Origin of the sequence: Achromobacter xylosoxidans (assembly GCF_014490035.1) — a bacterium.
Taxonomy (GTDB): Bacteria; Pseudomonadota; Gammaproteobacteria; order Burkholderiales; family Burkholderiaceae_B; genus Achromobacter; species Achromobacter bronchisepticus_A.
In genome coordinates, this window is record NZ_CP061008.1 from 5,543,735 (window position 1) to 5,558,667 (window position 14,933).

Consider the following 14,933-nt stretch of genomic DNA (forward strand, 5'->3'; position numbering starts at 1 on the left):
CGCGAGTAGCGGGCGCGCATTGACGCCGCGTTTACGCGCAGCCCGCAAGTCTTGTCTCGGCCTTTATGCCGTTCCTCCTATTGTTGCGGTCCGATCCAACATTAGGAGCCCCTCATGCCCCGCCGCACCTTGGCCGCGCTCGCGCTGCTGACCCTGACCGCCGCGCAAGCCGGCAACGCGCTGGCCGCCGATGCGCCCGCCGACGCAGCGCCCGCCGCTTCCGATTTCACGCTGACGGCCAACCTCACCCTGGCCAGCCAGTACCGCTACCGCGGCCTGATGCAAAGCAATAACAAGCCAGCCATCCAGGGCGGATTCGACCTGGCCCACTCCAGCGGCTTTTACCTGGGCAACTGGAACTCCAGCATCAGCTGGCTCAACGACAGCAACAGCGAGGTGTCCGCGCCCGTCGAAATGGACTTCTACGGCGGCTACAAGGGCAATCTCGCGCAGGACGTGCCCGTCGACCTGGGCGTCCTGCAGTACTACTACCCTGGCGACTACCCCTCCGGCTACACCAGCCCGGACACCACCGAGCTGTACGCCGGCATCGGCTACGGGCCGCTGATGTTCAAGTACTCCATTTCTCTGACCAACCTGTTCGGCTTCGCCGACAGCAAGCACAGCCAATACTTCGACCTGTCCGGCAACTTCGACACTGGCGTCTGGGGGCTGACCGTGAACGCGCACGTGGGCCGGCAACTGGTGCGCAACGTCGACAACGGCAACTACACGGACTGGAAGCTGGGGCTGACGAAGGACTTCGGCCAAGGCCTGTCGGTGTCGCTGGCCTACCTGGACACCAACGCCGACCGCGCCGTCTACACCAATACGCGCGGCCGCGACATGGGCCGCGCGACGGGCCTGCTGTCGCTGACCAAGACGTTCTGAGAGCGCCCGGGCGTTGACGCGTTTTTTACGCGCCGCGTCCGCTTTTATCGGCAGGATTTACGGCGCGCTTCCTATAGTGGAACCGTCATCAACCAACCGGATCCCCGGAACGCCGCAAGCGGCGCCTCCGGCCCCGCTACCCGTCATGATCCCCCGACTGCAAGCCTGCCACGCCCCCATGCCCGACTTCCTGCCCGCGCAGCCTACGCACGCCCGCAACGAACGGGTCGCGCTGACCATCAGGATAGACACGCTGGACGCGCTGAACGTGCGCCTGGCGCTGCACCGCGCGTTGGGCGAGCGCATCGGCGTCTACATGCTGTCGGTGGACCATGCCCATGCGCAAAGCGTGCTGCAACTGCAATGCGAACGCGAACAACTGGATGCGCTGATGCACGCGGTGATGTCGGGCCTGCCCCGCGCCGAGTTCGGCCCGGTGCTTCCCGCGTACGCGATGATGGGGCAGTAAGCCATGGACGCGCCACGCAAGACCGCATTTGAAGGCATCTGGCTGCCCATGGTCACGCCGATGCGCGGCGGCTATGTGGACCTGGACGCCGCACAGGCGCTGGCCCGCTACTACCGCAACGCCGGCATCGCGGGCCTGGTGCTGTTCGGTTCCACGGGCGAAGGCAATCTGCTGAGCGTGCCGGAGAAGATCGACATGATAGAAGCCGTATCGAGCGACCCGCACGCGCTGCCGCTGGTGTTCGGCGCCGGCGGCGTGGACACGCGCGGCGTCGCGACCGCGATCCGGCGCCTGGACAAGTACCAGCCGGCCGGCTACCTGGTGCCGCCGCCCTACTACCTGGGCCCGTCGCAGGCCGGCATACTGTGGCACTACCGCCAGATCGCCTGGGCCACGCAGCGGCCCATCATCCTGTACAACATCCCCAAGCGCACTGGCGTGACCATGACGGTCGAAACCATGGAGGCGCTGGCCGCGCTGCCCAACTTCAGCGCTGTCAAGGAATGCAATCCCGCGGTGCTGGCGGCGTTGAACCGGCGCGGCACGCTGACCCCGCTATGCGGCGAGGACCTGGCCCTGCTGGACCACTTCCTGGCCGGCGGCCTCGGCGCCATCCCCGCCGCCGCGCATATCTATCCCGAGCGCTATGTCGAGGTCATGCAATTGGCCCGCGACGGTCACGCGGAGGCCGCGCGCGAACTCTTTGAGCCTCTGCGCGGCCTGATCCGCCTGCTGTTTGCCGAACCCAATCCCGCGCCGATCAAGCGCGCCCTCTCGATGCAGGGCCTGATCACCGACGAGTTGCGCATGCCCATGACCAGCGCCAGCCGTGAACTCGGGCAGCGCCTGCAGCGGGCCATGAGCGTGGTGCAGGGCTCGCCTAGCCGGCTGCAGACAGCTTGAAGACGGACACCGCGTTCGCCAGCTCGCCCGCCTGATCGCGCAGGGCGCCAGCCGACGCGGCGAACTCTTCCACCAGCGCGGCGTTCTGCTGCGTCACGCCGTCCAGATGCGTCACGGCCTGGTTGATCTGTTCGATGCCCACGCTCTGCTCGGCCGAGGCCGTGGCGATCTCCCCCATCAACGGCGCACTGGTGGCGGCCGATTCCAGCACGTTGCCCATCGTCGCGCTGGCCTGCTCGACGCGCTGGCTGCCACGTGCCACCGAATCCGCCGACGCTTCGATCAGCGTCTTGATCTCCTTGGCGGCGGTGGCCGAGCGCTGAGCCAGCGCGCGCACCTCGCCCGCCACTACGGCAAAGCCCCGGCCCTGCTCTCCGGCCCGCGCCGCTTCCACTGCGGCGTTCAGCGCCAGGATGTTGGTCTGGAACGCGATCTCGTCGATCAGCCGGATGATCTCGTCGATGCGCTGCGAGCTATGCGAAATCTCGCGCATGGCGTCGATGGCGTGCTGCGTTTCATCGCTGCCCTGCCGGGCCAGTTGCGCTGCCTGGCCGGCCAGCGCGCTGACCTCGCGCACGTGTTGCGCGCTCTGCTGCGCGGTCGCGGTGATCTGCTCCACGCTGGCGGCCGTCTGCTCCAGCGCGGCGGCCTGCTTCTCGGTGCGGTCCGACAGGTCCATGCTGCCCGCCGCGATCTGCCGCGAGGCCGCGGCAATGGATGCCGTGGAATGCACGATGCTGCGCACCGCCCCGTCCAGGCGTTGCTGCATCCGCGCCAAGGCGTCGAACAGGCGGCCGATCTCGCCGCGCTGATTGCGCGGCACGCTGCCCGACAGGTCGCCGTTGGCCACGCGCTCGCACACCGCCACCGCCTGGTCCAGCGGACCCAGGATGTGCCTGCGGAAAAAGCGCAGCGCCGCCGCCAATAGCAGCACCAGAAGGCCGAGCGTCACGCCGCCCTGGCGCCATAAGGTGGCGTGGAACGCCTGGTCGACGTCATCCACGTACAAGCCCGTGAACAACAACCAGCCCCAATCGGCGTCATAGGCGGCGTAGCTGATCTTGGGCAGCGCCTGATCCGTTCCCGGCCGCGGGAACTGGTAGCGCGTATAGCCGCCGCCGGCCTTGCCCTGGGCATAGAGGTTTTCGAAGATCGGCTGCCCGGCGCTGTCCTTGACGGCCCGGACGTTGGTGCCTACCAGCTTGGGATCGGGGTGCACCAGCAGGTCGTAGCCGTCGCCGAAGGCGCCCACGTAGCCGTCCTCGCCATAGCGCAGCTGCGCCAGCCGGCGCGCCACATTGCGCTTGGCCTCGTCCAGGGGCATGCCCTCGCCTACGCTTTGCTTGCCGTTGCGCACGATGCTGGAGGCCAGATCGAGGACGTGGCGCAGCTCGGTCTTGCGCTCGGCCACCATCTCGGCGCGCCGCTCCCAGGCGTCCCAGGAGCCCAAAGCCAGCACGGCGGCGCCGACTGCGAACACAAACCACAGCAGTTCCCTGCGCAAGCTGGAATTCTTCATAGTCCTCTCATCCTTCTTCACCCGGCCAATGAAACCAATCAAGGCAGAATGTGACGGTTTATGTATGTGTTCCGTCAGAATAAGGGACAGCACCAGGGTTTCCACCAAGACTGCGCGGGGCGCTTGATCTAACGCAAGGCCCATAAAAAAAAACGCAAGGCGCGCTTGCCTTGCGTTCTTTCGTCGTGGCGGCTTTTGAGCCGCGCTGTCGATTACATGTTTTCGATCATCACCTGGCCGAAGCCCGAGCACGACACCTGGGTCGCGCCTTCGAGCAGGCGCGCGAAGTCGTACGTGACCTTCTTGGACAGGATGGATTTTTCCATGCTGGAGATGATCAGGTCCGCGGCTTCGGTCCAGCCCATGTGGCGCAGCATCATTTCGGCCGACAGGATTTCGGAACCGGGGTTCACGTAGTCCTTGCCCGCGTACTTGGGCGCGGTGCCGTGGGTGGCTTCGAACATGGCGACCGAATCAGACAGGTTGGCGCCCGGGGCGATGCCGATGCCGCCCACTTGCGCGGCCAGCGCGTCCGAGATGTAGTCGCCGTTCAGGTTCAGGGTGGCGATCACGTCGTATTCGGCCGGACGCAGCAGGATCTGCTGCAGGAAGGCGTCAGCGATCACGTCCTTGACGATGACTTCGCGGCCCGTCTTCGGGTTCTTGAACTTGCACCACGGGCCGCCATCGATCAGGGTGGCGCCGAATTCCTTCTGCAGCAACGCGTAACCCCAGTCGCGGAAGCCGCCTTCCGTGAACTTCATGATGTTGCCCTTGTGCACCAGGGTCAGCGACGTACGGTCATTGTCGATGACGTACTGCGCGGCCTTGCGCACCAGGCGCTCGGTGCCTTCGCGCGACACCGGCTTGATGCCGATGGACGAAGTGTTCGGGAAGCGGATCTTCTTCACGCCGAGCTTGGTCTGCAGGAACTGGATCAGCTCCTTGGCCTGTTCGCTTTCGGCCATGTATTCGATGCCGGCGTAGATGTCTTCCGAGTTCTCGCGGAAGATCACCATGTTGGTCTTTTCGGGTTCTCGCACCGGCGAAGGCACACCCTTGAAGTACGCCACCGGACGCAAGCAGACGTACAGGTCCAGCTGTTGGCGCAGGGCCACGTTCAGCGAACGGATGCCGCCGCCCACCGGCGTGGTCAGCGGGCCCTTGATGGACACCACGTAATCCTTGACGACGTCCAGGGTCTCGTCAGGCAGCCACACGTCCGGGCCGTAGACCTTGGTGGCCTTCTCGCCGGCATAGACTTCCATCCAGTGGATCTTGCGCTTGCCGCCATAGGCCTTCTGCACCGCCGCGTCGACGACCTTGATCATCACCGGGGTGATGTCAGCGCCCGTGCCGTCGCCTTCGATGTAGGGGACGATGGGCTGATCGGGCACATTCAGCGAGAAATCGGCGTTGACCGTGATCTTCTGGCCGCCAGCGGGAACCTTGATATGTTGGTAGGACATGAATGCTCCATTTGCTCCGAGTGGTTTTTCTGCACGCGCCGGCATCGGGAAGCGTCCGTTCCAGCGGGGAAGATCGCCCTCAGGAACCACGCACTGGATGGCCGATAGCAACCAATTCTATATCGCAAAGAGGCCAGCAGGCCTGGCGGCCCGCGCGCGGCGGTAAAATAATGCATCACCAGCCCGCCTTTCAGCCCCTTCAGATGTTCAATCCCTCACGCGACCAAGTCCGCGAATTCTTTATCGAAACCTGGCGCAAGCATCGCGCCTCCGAAGTGCTGACGCCGCTCGAGGCCATCGCGCTGGACTGGATCATCGAACATCCCGAGTACCACGGCGACCTCGAAAACCCCGAGGCCATGACGGCTGAATACTCGGTGGAAAAGGGCCGCACCAATCCCTTTCTGCACCTGTCCATGCATCTGGCCATTGCAGAGCAGCTGTCCATCGACCATCCGCCGGGAATCCGGCAGGCCTACCAGCAGCTGGTGGCGCGCAGCGACGCGCACCAGGCCGCGCATGAAATCATGGAATGCCTGGGCCAGGTGGTCTGGGAAGCGCAGCGCCTGGGTACCCCGCTGGACAGCGACACCTACATCGACCTGATCCGCCAGCGCGCCAGCCGCTGAGCGCCGCCCCCGCGTCCAAAAGAAAAGCCCCCACGCTGCGCCTTCGGCTTGCTGCCCCCCGAGGGGGCTTTTTTTCCTTGGGACGGCCCGGCGGAAAAAGAAAAGCCCCCACGCTGCGCCTTCGGCTTGCTGCCCCCCAAGGGGGCTTTTTTTCCTTGGGACGGCCCGGCGGAAAAAGAAAAGCCCTCGACTGAGGGCTTTCTTGTTTGCGGAACGGTTCCGGCCGGCTTACCTGCGCACGCCCAGGTCGCTCGGCTGCGCCGACAGCCAGGCCGCCACATTGGAGATGTCCTGGTCGGACAGCTGGGTCGCGAACGCGCCCATGATGGGGTTCTTGCGCACGTTGGCCGTGGCCGCGCTGCCGGAGGCGCCGCGCTTGTAGGCCTTCAGGGCGTGGACCAGGTAGTCCGCGTGCTGGCCGGCCAGCGTCGGATAGGCCGGATCCACGGCCGTCTTGGCGTCGGCGCCGTGGCAGGAAGCGCAGTTGAATTTGTCGAAGACGGCCTTGCCGGCCGCCAGGTCCTGCGCCTGGGCGGCAACGCCCGTCATGGCCAGGGTCGCGCCCGCAAGGGCAAGCATGTAGCGATTCATGTGTTTGCCCCCTTACTTGAGATTCGAGTAGTACGCGGCCAGATCGGCGATGTCCTGGTCGGACAGGCTGCCGGCGATGGCGTCCATCGTGGGATGGCTGCGCGCGCCTTTCTTGTACTCGTTGAGGGCGGTTTCGATGTACTTGGCGTTCTGCCCAGCGATCATCGGCACGTGGTACAGCTCGGGAAACGTTGCCTTGTAGCCTTCGATGCCGTGGCAACCGATGCACATGGAAACCTTGTCGCGGGCGTTCTGGACATTACCGACCACTGCTGCGTCTGCAGCAACAGACTGGCCGGCGATCGCACAGGATGCCATCGCGGCCAACACGGATACCGTGTACTTCAGAGAGGTTCGCAACTTCATTGGAATGGCTCTTCTTGGTATGGCTAAGGACTAGGGCCTGCTCACACGAAAAGGCCCTCGGCAAACACGTTGCGGGTCGAACCCAAAGCAAAACCGCCTGATTGTACGATAATTGCTCAGGATTAATACCTTTACCATGGTATTGATCACCGTCAAATCTCAGAAGCCATCAGACCATGTCCGCAGCCCAGTCCGCTACTTCCGCCTCGCCAGACCGCTTCGACGGGACCGACAACTATGTCGCCACCGATGACCTGAAACTCGCCGTCAATGCCGCCCTCACCTTGCAGCGTCCGCTGCTGATCAAGGGCGAACCCGGCACCGGCAAGACCATGCTGGCCGAGGAAGTGGCGCGCGCGCTGGGGCGGCCGCTGCTGCAGTGGCACATCAAGTCCACCACCAAGGCCCACCAGGGCCTGTATGAATACGACGCGGTGTCGCGCCTGCGCGACTCGCAGCTGGGCGACGAAAAGGTCCGCGACATCCGCAACTACATCGTGCAAGGCACGCTGTGGCAGGCCTTCCAGTCGGCCGAGCCGGTGGTCCTGCTGATCGACGAGATCGACAAGGCCGACATCGAATTCCCCAACGACCTGCTGCGCGAACTGGACCGCATGGAATTCCACGTGTACGAAACGCGCGAGACCATCTCGGCGCGGCATCGTCCGCTGGTCATCATCACGTCCAACAACGAAAAGGACCTGCCCGACGCTTTCCTGCGCCGCTGCTTCTTCCACTACATCCGCTTCCCCGACCGCGAGACCATGCGCGACATCGTGGCCGTGCACTATCCGCACCTGAAGCAGGACGTGCTGCGCGCGGCGCTGGATACTTTCTTCTCGCTGCGCGACGCGCCGGGCCTGAAGAAAAAGCCGTCCACGTCCGAACTGCTGGATTGGCTGCGCCTGCTGCTGGCCGAAGGCTCGACCGCCGCCGAGATCGACGCGCACACGGCCACGGCCGTGCCGCTGATGGCCGGCGCGCTGCTCAAGAACGAACAGGACGTGCACCTGCTGGAACGCCTGGCAGCCATGACACGCGGCAGCCAGCGCCGCTGATCCACCAGCAACGTTCCGCCAGCAACTACCGGCAGCCCGCAAATGCTGATCGACTTCTTCTACCATCTCCGGGCGCACAAGCTGCCCGTCTCGGTCAAGGAATACCTGACCCTGGTGGACGCCTTGCGCCAGGATCTCATGGCGCCCACGCTGGACCAGTTCTACTTCCTGGCGCGCGCCACGCTGGTCAAGGACGAGGCGCTCTACGACCGCTACGACAAGGCTTTCGGCGCCTACTACAAAGGCATCGCGGCCGCCCTGCCCCCAGGCAAGGAAATTCCGCTGGACTGGCTCATCAAGCAGTTCGAAAAAAGCCTGAGCCCGGAAGAAAAAGCCGCGATCGAAAAGCACGGCTGGGACAAGCTGATGGAGCTCTTCAAGGAGCGCCTGGAGGAACAGAAGGAACGCCATGCCGGCGGCAGCAAATGGATCGGCACCGGCGGCACCTCGCCCTTCGGCAATGGCGGCTACCACCCCGAGGGCATACGCGTGGGCGGCGACTCGGCCGGCAACCGCAGCGCGGTCAAGGTCTGGGACATGCGCCAGTTCAAGGACTACGACGATCAGGTCGAGCTGGGCACGCGCAACTTCAAGGTGGCGCTGCGCCGCCTGCGGCGCTTCGCAAGGCAAGGCGCCGAGATGGAACTGGACCTGGACGACACCATCGCCAGCACCGCGCGCAATGCCGGGCACCTGGACCTGCGCATGGTCCCCGAACGCCACAACACCGTGAAGGTGCTGATGCTGCTGGACGTGGGCGGCAGCATGGACGACCACATCGGACGCGTCGAAGAACTGTTCTCGGCGGCGCGCAGCGAGTTCCGCAACCTGGAGGTTTACTACTTCCACAACTGCCCGTACGAAAGCCTGTGGCAAAGCAACCGCCGGCGCCAGAATGAACGCTTCGACACCTGGGACGTGCTGCGCAAGTACAACCCGGATTGGCGCCTGATCATCGTCGGCGACGCCACCATGAGCCCCTACGAAATCCTGCAGCCGGGCGGCTCGGTCGAACACTACAACAAGGAGCCGGGCGCCGAATGGATGCGCCGCCTGCTGGACGCCTGGCCCCAATCGGTCTGGCTCAATCCCGAGCCCACCGCGTCCTGGCAATACCGCCAGTCCATCGCGCTGATGCGCGACATCATGCAGGGCCGCATGTACCCCGTCACGGTCGCCGGTCTGGAACAGGCCATGCGCGTGCTATCGAAGTAGGATGGGTGTAGCGCGAGAGTCCCCAGGCAAGAACTCCGAAGCCCGTCGCGCGCAACCCATCACGCGATGGCAAGACCCGTTCCCGACAGCGATGATGGGTAAACGGGTGTTCATCCATCCACAGGTTGTTCCGGCGTATCCAGCGTCAGTTGGTAGAACGCCAGATCCAGCCAGCGTCCGAACTTGAAGCCTGCCTCGCGGATGGTGCCCGCATGCTTGAAGCCCAGCTTCTCGTGCAGGCGGATGCTGCCCTGGTTGCTCGCGTCGATGCCGCCGACCAGCACGTGCACCTGATTGACGCGCGCCCGCTGGATCAGCTCGCGCATCAGCGCCTCGCCCAACCCCAGTCCGCGAAAACGGCCGTCCACGTACACGGAATGCTCCACCGAATACTTGAAGGCCGGCCAGGCGCGGAAGGTGCCGTAGCTGGCGAAGGCCATCAGCTCGCCGGCCGCGTTCTCGTACCCCAGCACCGGAAAACCGCCCTGCCGCTTGGTCTGGAACCAGCCCTGCATCGCCTCGCGCGGCCTCGGCTTGTAGTCGTACAGCGCGGTGGAATTGACGATGGCGTCGTTGAATATGGCCAGTATCTGGTCGGCATGACGCTCATGCGTGCAATCGACCAGGGTTGCGCCATCCGGCGCGCGGGTTTCGGCGTGCGTAGTCATGGCGCAAATTGTAGCGACCCGCGCAGCCTTGCGGCTATTGGGTCCGCGGCCGCTACGGACAAAAAAAACCGGCGGAGCCGCCGGTTCAATTGGATCTTGCCGCTTCTGGCCACTCTCAGGCGGCGCGGCTCTCAGCAGATCGGGCGGCGGGCGGCTCGCCACGCAAGCCGGGGCAGTTGCGCCATGCAAGCTCATCCGCATCCATATCCAGGTCGAACAGATCGTTGGCGGCGGGCCAGGGATGGCTGCGCGCCGCCGCGCCTTCCATTTCCAGCACGTGCCCGGCGAAGCCCCGTGGCGAGCCGCCGCACTCCGCGAAATATCGTTGTGTGCTCAAGTCCACCACATAGGTGGTCATGTCATGGGTCAATATGGCCACGAATTGGCCGTCATCACTGGCATAGGCGTACTGAAACTGTCCTTTGATCCCGTCGCCGCTCAATGGGCTGCCGGTCAATTGGGACAAGGCACGCGTGACGATCTCGGTCAGCATGGGTCGTTCCTCCGGTAAGTGCGCCGGCAGGATGCCGGCGGCGAAGGCGCGAACGACAAGCACCGGCGCCGCGCAAAAGGCGGCGTCTGGCGTTGGACGGGAAGCCTGTGGGCGGGCTGTCGCGCATCCCGTCAGCAACTGGTACTGCGTCCTGAAAAGCTTACACCCGCAGGCCGGGATACCTCAAATCAGCCCGGAAATTCGCCATTCCGCATTGCAGCATCCGGGATTGGCGGCGCTCCTGGCGCCTTATGCCGCCGCAACCGGCGTGGAGCCTGCTTCTGCGTCACCATTTTCGCGTCCGCGCCAGGCCTCGCGCCCGATCCGGTACAGCACATGCCGGCGCAGAGGATGCCCCAGCGGCACGGCGGGATGGTCGAAGCCTTCCGGATCCTCCTTCATGCCCAAGCGGTCCATCACCGCGCGCGAGCGCAGGTTGCCCGTGGCCGTGAAGGCCACGATCTCATCCAGCCCCACCTGCTCGAACCCCGCGCGCAAGGCCGCCTCGGCCGCTTCGCTGGCATAGCCCTTGCCCCAGTGCCGCTGCGCCAGGCGCCAGCCTATCTCCACGCCTGGCGCGAACGGCAGGGTGGGCGCCAGAGGCTTGATGCCGACAAAACCGATGAAAGGCGCCACGCCCGGCGCTTCCACGGCCCAGAAGCCCCAGCCATGCTCGTCGATGCCGGCGGCCAGCCGGTCGGCAAGCGCATCGCTTTCCTGTGCATTCAGCGGCAGCAGGTACTCGGCGACGCGGGGGTCCTGGTTCAGCGCCGCGAAAGGTTCACGGTCGGCGGCGCGCCATTGGCGCAGCACCAGGCGCGGCGTTTCGACTTCCAGGGATAGAGACATGACGGACTTCCTTGCTTGCGGTCCGGGGCCGCGCGCCGCGGACAACACCGCGCCGCGCCCCTGAACCATTGCCAACGTATACACTCCAACGGATTCTGCCATGCCAAAGGAATTGTCTGCCATGCGCCTGTCCCTGTCGAAGCTGCCGCGCCCGCTGAGCGTGCTGCTGTTTTCCTCCTTCCTGGCCTTTCAGGCCGGCGCCGCCAGCCTGCCGGCGGGCGTCTCGGAGGCCGCCTCGATCGAAGGCATCACCGAATACCGCCTGGCCAACGGCCTGAGAGTGCTGCTGGTTCCCGATGAATCCAAGCCGTCCACCACCGTCAACATGACCTACCTGGTGGGCTCGCGCAACGAGAACTACGGCCAGACGGGCATGGCGCACCTGCTGGAGCACATGCTGTTCAAGGGCACCTCGACCACCCGCAACGCCATGGGCGAGTTCTCGCGCCGCGGCTTGCAGGCGAATGGTTCGACCTCCAGCGACCGCACCAATTATTTCGCCAGCTTCGCCGCCAACCCCGACACGCTCAAGTGGTACCTGGGCTGGCAGGCCGACGCCATGGTCAATTCCCTGATCGCCAAGGAAGACCTGGACTCGGAAATGACCGTGGTCCGCAACGAAATGGAAAGCGGCGAAAACAGCCCCTTCCGCATCCTGATGCAGAAGATGCAGGCCGCGGCCTTCCAGTGGCACAGCTACGGCAAGAACACCATCGGCGCCCGTTCCGACGTCGAGAACGTGGACATCGGCCAGTTGCGCGCCTTCTATCACGAGTACTACCAGCCCGATAACGCCGTGCTGATCGTAGCGGGCAAGTTCGACCCGCAAGCGACCCTGGCCGACATCGAGGAAACGCTGGGCAAGCTGCCCAAGCCCGAGCGCAAGCTCCCGCCCGAGTACACGGTTGAACCCGCGCAGGACGGCGAACGTTCCGTGACCCTGCGCCGCACGGGCGGCACGCCGCTGGTCGCGGCCATGTACCACATCCCTGCCGCCGGCAGCGCCGACTTCGTGCCGCTGGACCTGGCCGCCACCATCCTGGCCGACACGCCCTCGGGCCGTCTCTACCATGCCCTGGTTCCGACCAAGCTGGCCTCGGGCGTGTTCGGCTTCACCATGGAAAACCTGGACCCGGGCCTGGCGATGTTCGCCGCCCAGCTGACGCCGGGCAAGAGCCTGGACGCCGCCATGAAGGCGCTGACCGGCACGCTGCAGACCCTGGACAAGAAGCCCTTCACGCAGCAAGAGCTGGACCGCGCCCGCAGCAAATGGCTGACTGCCTGGGAACAGACCTATAGTGATCCCGAACAGGTCGGCGTGGCGCTGTCCGAAGCCATCGCCGCCGGCGACTGGCGCCTGTTCTTCCTGCAGCGCGACCGCGCCCGCAAGGCCACGCTGGCCGAGGTGCAGCGCGCCGCAACTACCTACCTGGTCCAAAGCAACAGCATCGAAGGCCGCTACATCCCCACCGAGAAACCCGTGCGCGCGCCGCAGGAGCAACGCGTGGACCTCACGGCCGTCTTCAAGGACTACAAGGGCGATCCGGACTTCAAGGCCGCCTCGGCCTTCGACCCCACGCCCGAGAACATCGATAAGCTGACGCAGCGCAAGAAGCTGGACCTGCCCAACGGCCCCGTGCAGTTGGCGCTGCTGCCCAAGGCCACGCGCGGCAACCGGGTGCAGGCGCAGATGCTGATCCAGTTCGGCAATGAAAAGGACCTGCTCGGCCAACGCGTGAATTCCAGCGCCGTGGCCGACCTGCTGACCCGCGGCACGGCCAAGCTGTCGCGCCAGGACATCCAGGATCGCCTGGACAAGCTGCAGGCTGAACTCGGCTTCAGCGGCGGCGGCACCACGCTCAAGATCGCCATGTCGACCAAGGGCGAAAACCTGCCCGAACTCACCGCGCTGGCATTGGACATCGTCCGCAACGCCAACTTCCCCAAGGAGCAACTGGAGGAATATCAGCGCCAGCTCGAAACCTCGATCCAGAACGCCATGACCGAACCGTCGGCGCTGGCCGGACGCGCGCTGGCCCGCCAGGACAACCCGTGGCCCGCCAATGACCTGCGCTACGTGCCGACCTTCGAGGAATCGCTGGCCGGCGTGCGCGCCCTGAACCGCGACGCCCTGGTCAAGTTCCATTCCAAGTTCTACGGCGCCGGCAACATCGAGTACTCGGCGGTTGGCGATTTCGAGCCCGCAGCTGTGGAAAAGGCGCTCAAGACCGGACTGGCCGGCTGGAAGAAGGCGCCCGCCTACACCCGCGTGCCCAACCCGTACCGTGACATTCCCGCCAAGCAGTTCGACATCGACACGCCGGACAAGGCCAATGCGTTCTACATCTCGCGCATGCCGCTGAAGCTGCAGGACACGGACGCGGACTATGCCGCGCTGTACCTGGCCAACTACCTGTTCGGCGCCTCCGAAACCTCGCGCCTGTGGAACCGCGTACGCGAAACCGACGGCCTCTCATACAACGTGCGCAGCTCGCTGTCGGTCTCGTCGTTCGAGCCCTCCGCCAGCTGGACCATGTACGCCATCTATGCGCCGCAAAACCGCGAGCGCCTGGAAAAGGCCATCGGCGAAGAACTGGCGCGCGTGCTGAAGGATGGCTTCACGGACAAGGAAATCTCGGACGGCATCACGGCCCTGCTGAACTACCGCAACCTGGCCCGCGCCCAGGACGACGTCCTGGCCAGCACCTGGCTGGATTACATGCAGCGCGGCCGCACCTTCGCCTGGTCGGCCGACATGGACAAGAAGATCTCTGCGCTGACGGCCGATTCGGTCAATGCCGCTATGCGCAAGACCCTGCGTGCGGACGGCTTCAGCACGGCGGTTGCCGGCGACTTCAAGAAGAAGGCGGCGCCCTGAGCAAGCCTGTCCCCTCTGGAAAGCCCCGCTGCGGCGGGGCTTTTTTTGGCTTTCCGACCTGGGCCAGTTCACCAAAATTCACTGGAACGCCCCCTGACTATGCCAAAAATGGATGAAATCATAAAAGCGAACATGATTACTCGATTATTTGGAAAGATGTTTTCAAGGAATACGGGTTTATCCCAGGTGGGATAGCGATCACAATTCAGTCATCGGGAACACACAACGAACCACGACGGAGGGCCGCCGGATTCGGTCCCCAACCAAGACGAATTGGAGGTCTACCATGAAAACCCTAACCACCACCCTGCTGCTATCCCTGGCCCTGGTTGGCGTTGGCGCCCAAGCCGCCGGCGTTGAACAAGCCAAGAGCAGCGCTCAGGTCGCCACTGAACTGCAGCAAGCCAAGATCAGCGGCCAGTACACCTTCGGCGAGCTGGACTACCCGCCCGCCCTGCCCCAGACCACCAGCCTGAGCTCGCAGGAAGTGCAAGCCCAGCTGCAACAAGCCAAGATCAGCGGTCAATACACCTTCGGCGAACTGGAATACCCGGCGGCCGTATCCGCCCCCGCCAGCGCCAAGAGCCGCGCTGAAGTCCAGCAGGAACTGGCGCAAGCCAAGGCCAGCGGCCAATACACGTTCGGCGAACTCGAGTACCCGCCGATCACGCGGTGAGCTGCTTGCTGTGGCCCGGCCGGCCTCGGACGGCATCATGGTTTGAGGCCGGTTTTTATCGGCGACAGCGGCGGTAGAAGTAGCAGTAGAAGCAGTAGTAGCTGTGAAAGTAGCAGTAGAAGCTGAAGTTTGAAGTTGCAGTACTCGCAGTAGCAGTAGCAATGGACCGCGGCGCAAGCCGCGGTCTTTTCATATGCGCGCCGCCCGTGCCTCGACGCCCTCTTCAGGCAAAAAAAAGCCGCGATCATGATCGCGGCTT

15 protein-coding genes are annotated in these 14,933 nt (G+C 64.6%); 8 read left to right on the forward strand and 7 right to left on the reverse strand.

What is annotated here, in order from left to right:
* Window positions 1-114: 114 nt before the first annotated feature.
* The 3 genes from IAG39_RS25700 (at window position 115) to IAG39_RS25710 (ending at window position 2,263) form a co-directional block, all read left to right on the forward strand.
* Window positions 115-891 (forward strand): TorF family putative porin, encoded by a 777-nt coding sequence (locus IAG39_RS25700; RefSeq protein ID WP_118932858.1) that lies wholly within the window; start codon window positions 115-117, stop codon window positions 889-891.
* A gap of 145 nt (window positions 892-1,036) precedes the next feature.
* Window positions 1,037-1,360, forward strand: a complete 324-nt coding sequence (locus IAG39_RS25705) for a hypothetical protein (protein WP_223283219.1) — start codon at window positions 1,037-1,039, stop codon at window positions 1,358-1,360.
* Between the two features lie 3 nt (window positions 1,361-1,363).
* Window positions 1,364-2,263 carry a 4-hydroxy-tetrahydrodipicolinate synthase family protein gene (locus IAG39_RS25710; protein WP_059373791.1) on the forward strand — a complete coding sequence of 300 codons (900 nt, stop codon included), beginning with the start codon at window positions 1,364-1,366 and terminating at the stop codon, window positions 2,261-2,263.
* Here IAG39_RS25710 and IAG39_RS25715 read toward each other — a convergent pair.
* Window positions 2,241-3,782 carry a methyl-accepting chemotaxis protein gene (locus IAG39_RS25715; RefSeq protein ID WP_118932859.1) on the reverse strand — a complete coding sequence of 514 codons (1,542 nt, stop codon included), beginning with the start codon at window positions 3,780-3,782 and terminating at the stop codon, window positions 2,241-2,243. The genes IAG39_RS25710 and IAG39_RS25715 overlap by 23 nt on opposite strands.
* A gap of 212 nt (window positions 3,783-3,994) precedes the next feature.
* Window positions 3,995-5,251, reverse strand: a complete 1,257-nt coding sequence (gene icd, locus IAG39_RS25720; protein WP_054450062.1) for an NADP-dependent isocitrate dehydrogenase — start codon at window positions 5,249-5,251, stop codon at window positions 3,995-3,997.
* 203 nt (window positions 5,252-5,454) lie between these two features.
* On the opposite strand from icd, the gene IAG39_RS25725 reads away from it, so the two are divergent.
* On the forward strand, window positions 5,455-5,880 hold the full coding sequence (locus IAG39_RS25725) for a DUF1841 family protein (protein WP_042796603.1): 426 nt from the start codon (window positions 5,455-5,457) through the stop codon (window positions 5,878-5,880).
* Window positions 5,881-6,108: 228 nt separating this feature from the next.
* Here IAG39_RS25725 and IAG39_RS25730 read toward each other — a convergent pair whose 3' ends face one another.
* Window positions 6,109-6,471: a c-type cytochrome gene (locus IAG39_RS25730; RefSeq protein ID WP_054450058.1), complete on the reverse strand. Its 363-nt coding sequence runs from the start codon at window positions 6,469-6,471 to the stop codon at window positions 6,109-6,111.
* Between the two features lie 12 nt (window positions 6,472-6,483).
* On the reverse strand, window positions 6,484-6,837 hold the full coding sequence (locus IAG39_RS25735; protein ID WP_013391872.1) for a c-type cytochrome: 354 nt from the start codon (window positions 6,835-6,837) through the stop codon (window positions 6,484-6,486).
* 176 nt (window positions 6,838-7,013) lie between these two features.
* Here IAG39_RS25735 and IAG39_RS25740 point away from each other — a divergent pair, with 176 nt between their 5' ends.
* A complete protein-coding gene (locus IAG39_RS25740; protein WP_118932860.1) occupies window positions 7,014-7,895 on the forward strand; it encodes an AAA family ATPase in 882 nt (293 codons plus the stop codon).
* Window positions 7,896-7,937: 42 nt separating this feature from the next.
* Window positions 7,938-9,110 carry a vWA domain-containing protein gene (locus tag IAG39_RS25745; RefSeq protein ID WP_118932861.1) on the forward strand — a complete coding sequence of 391 codons (1,173 nt, stop codon included), beginning with the start codon at window positions 7,938-7,940 and terminating at the stop codon, window positions 9,108-9,110.
* 110 nt (window positions 9,111-9,220) lie between these two features.
* On the opposite strand, the gene IAG39_RS25750 is transcribed toward IAG39_RS25745, so the two are convergent.
* From IAG39_RS25750 to IAG39_RS25760, 3 genes are all read right to left on the reverse strand, one after another.
* Entirely contained in the window at window positions 9,221-9,778 is a 558-nt protein-coding gene (locus tag IAG39_RS25750) for a GNAT family N-acetyltransferase (protein WP_118932862.1), read from the reverse strand.
* A 115-nt stretch (window positions 9,779-9,893) separates the two neighbouring features.
* On the reverse strand, window positions 9,894-10,271 hold the full coding sequence (locus tag IAG39_RS25755) for a hypothetical protein (protein ID WP_054450052.1): 378 nt from the start codon (window positions 10,269-10,271) through the stop codon (window positions 9,894-9,896).
* Window positions 10,272-10,520: 249 nt separating this feature from the next.
* Window positions 10,521-11,120: a GNAT family N-acetyltransferase gene (locus tag IAG39_RS25760; RefSeq protein WP_059373786.1), complete on the reverse strand. Its 600-nt coding sequence runs from the start codon at window positions 11,118-11,120 to the stop codon at window positions 10,521-10,523.
* A 121-nt stretch (window positions 11,121-11,241) separates the two neighbouring features.
* On the opposite strand from IAG39_RS25760, the gene IAG39_RS25765 reads away from it, so the two are divergent.
* Both IAG39_RS25765 and IAG39_RS25770 read left to right on the forward strand, forming a co-directional pair.
* Window positions 11,242-13,998, forward strand: coding sequence for a M16 family metallopeptidase (locus IAG39_RS25765; RefSeq protein ID WP_118932863.1), 2,757 nt, complete (start codon window positions 11,242-11,244; stop codon window positions 13,996-13,998).
* Between the two features lie 286 nt (window positions 13,999-14,284).
* Window positions 14,285-14,674 (forward strand): DUF4148 domain-containing protein, encoded by a 390-nt coding sequence (locus IAG39_RS25770; RefSeq protein ID WP_059373784.1) that lies wholly within the window; start codon window positions 14,285-14,287, stop codon window positions 14,672-14,674.
* The last annotated feature ends 259 nt before the right edge of the window (window positions 14,675-14,933 follow it).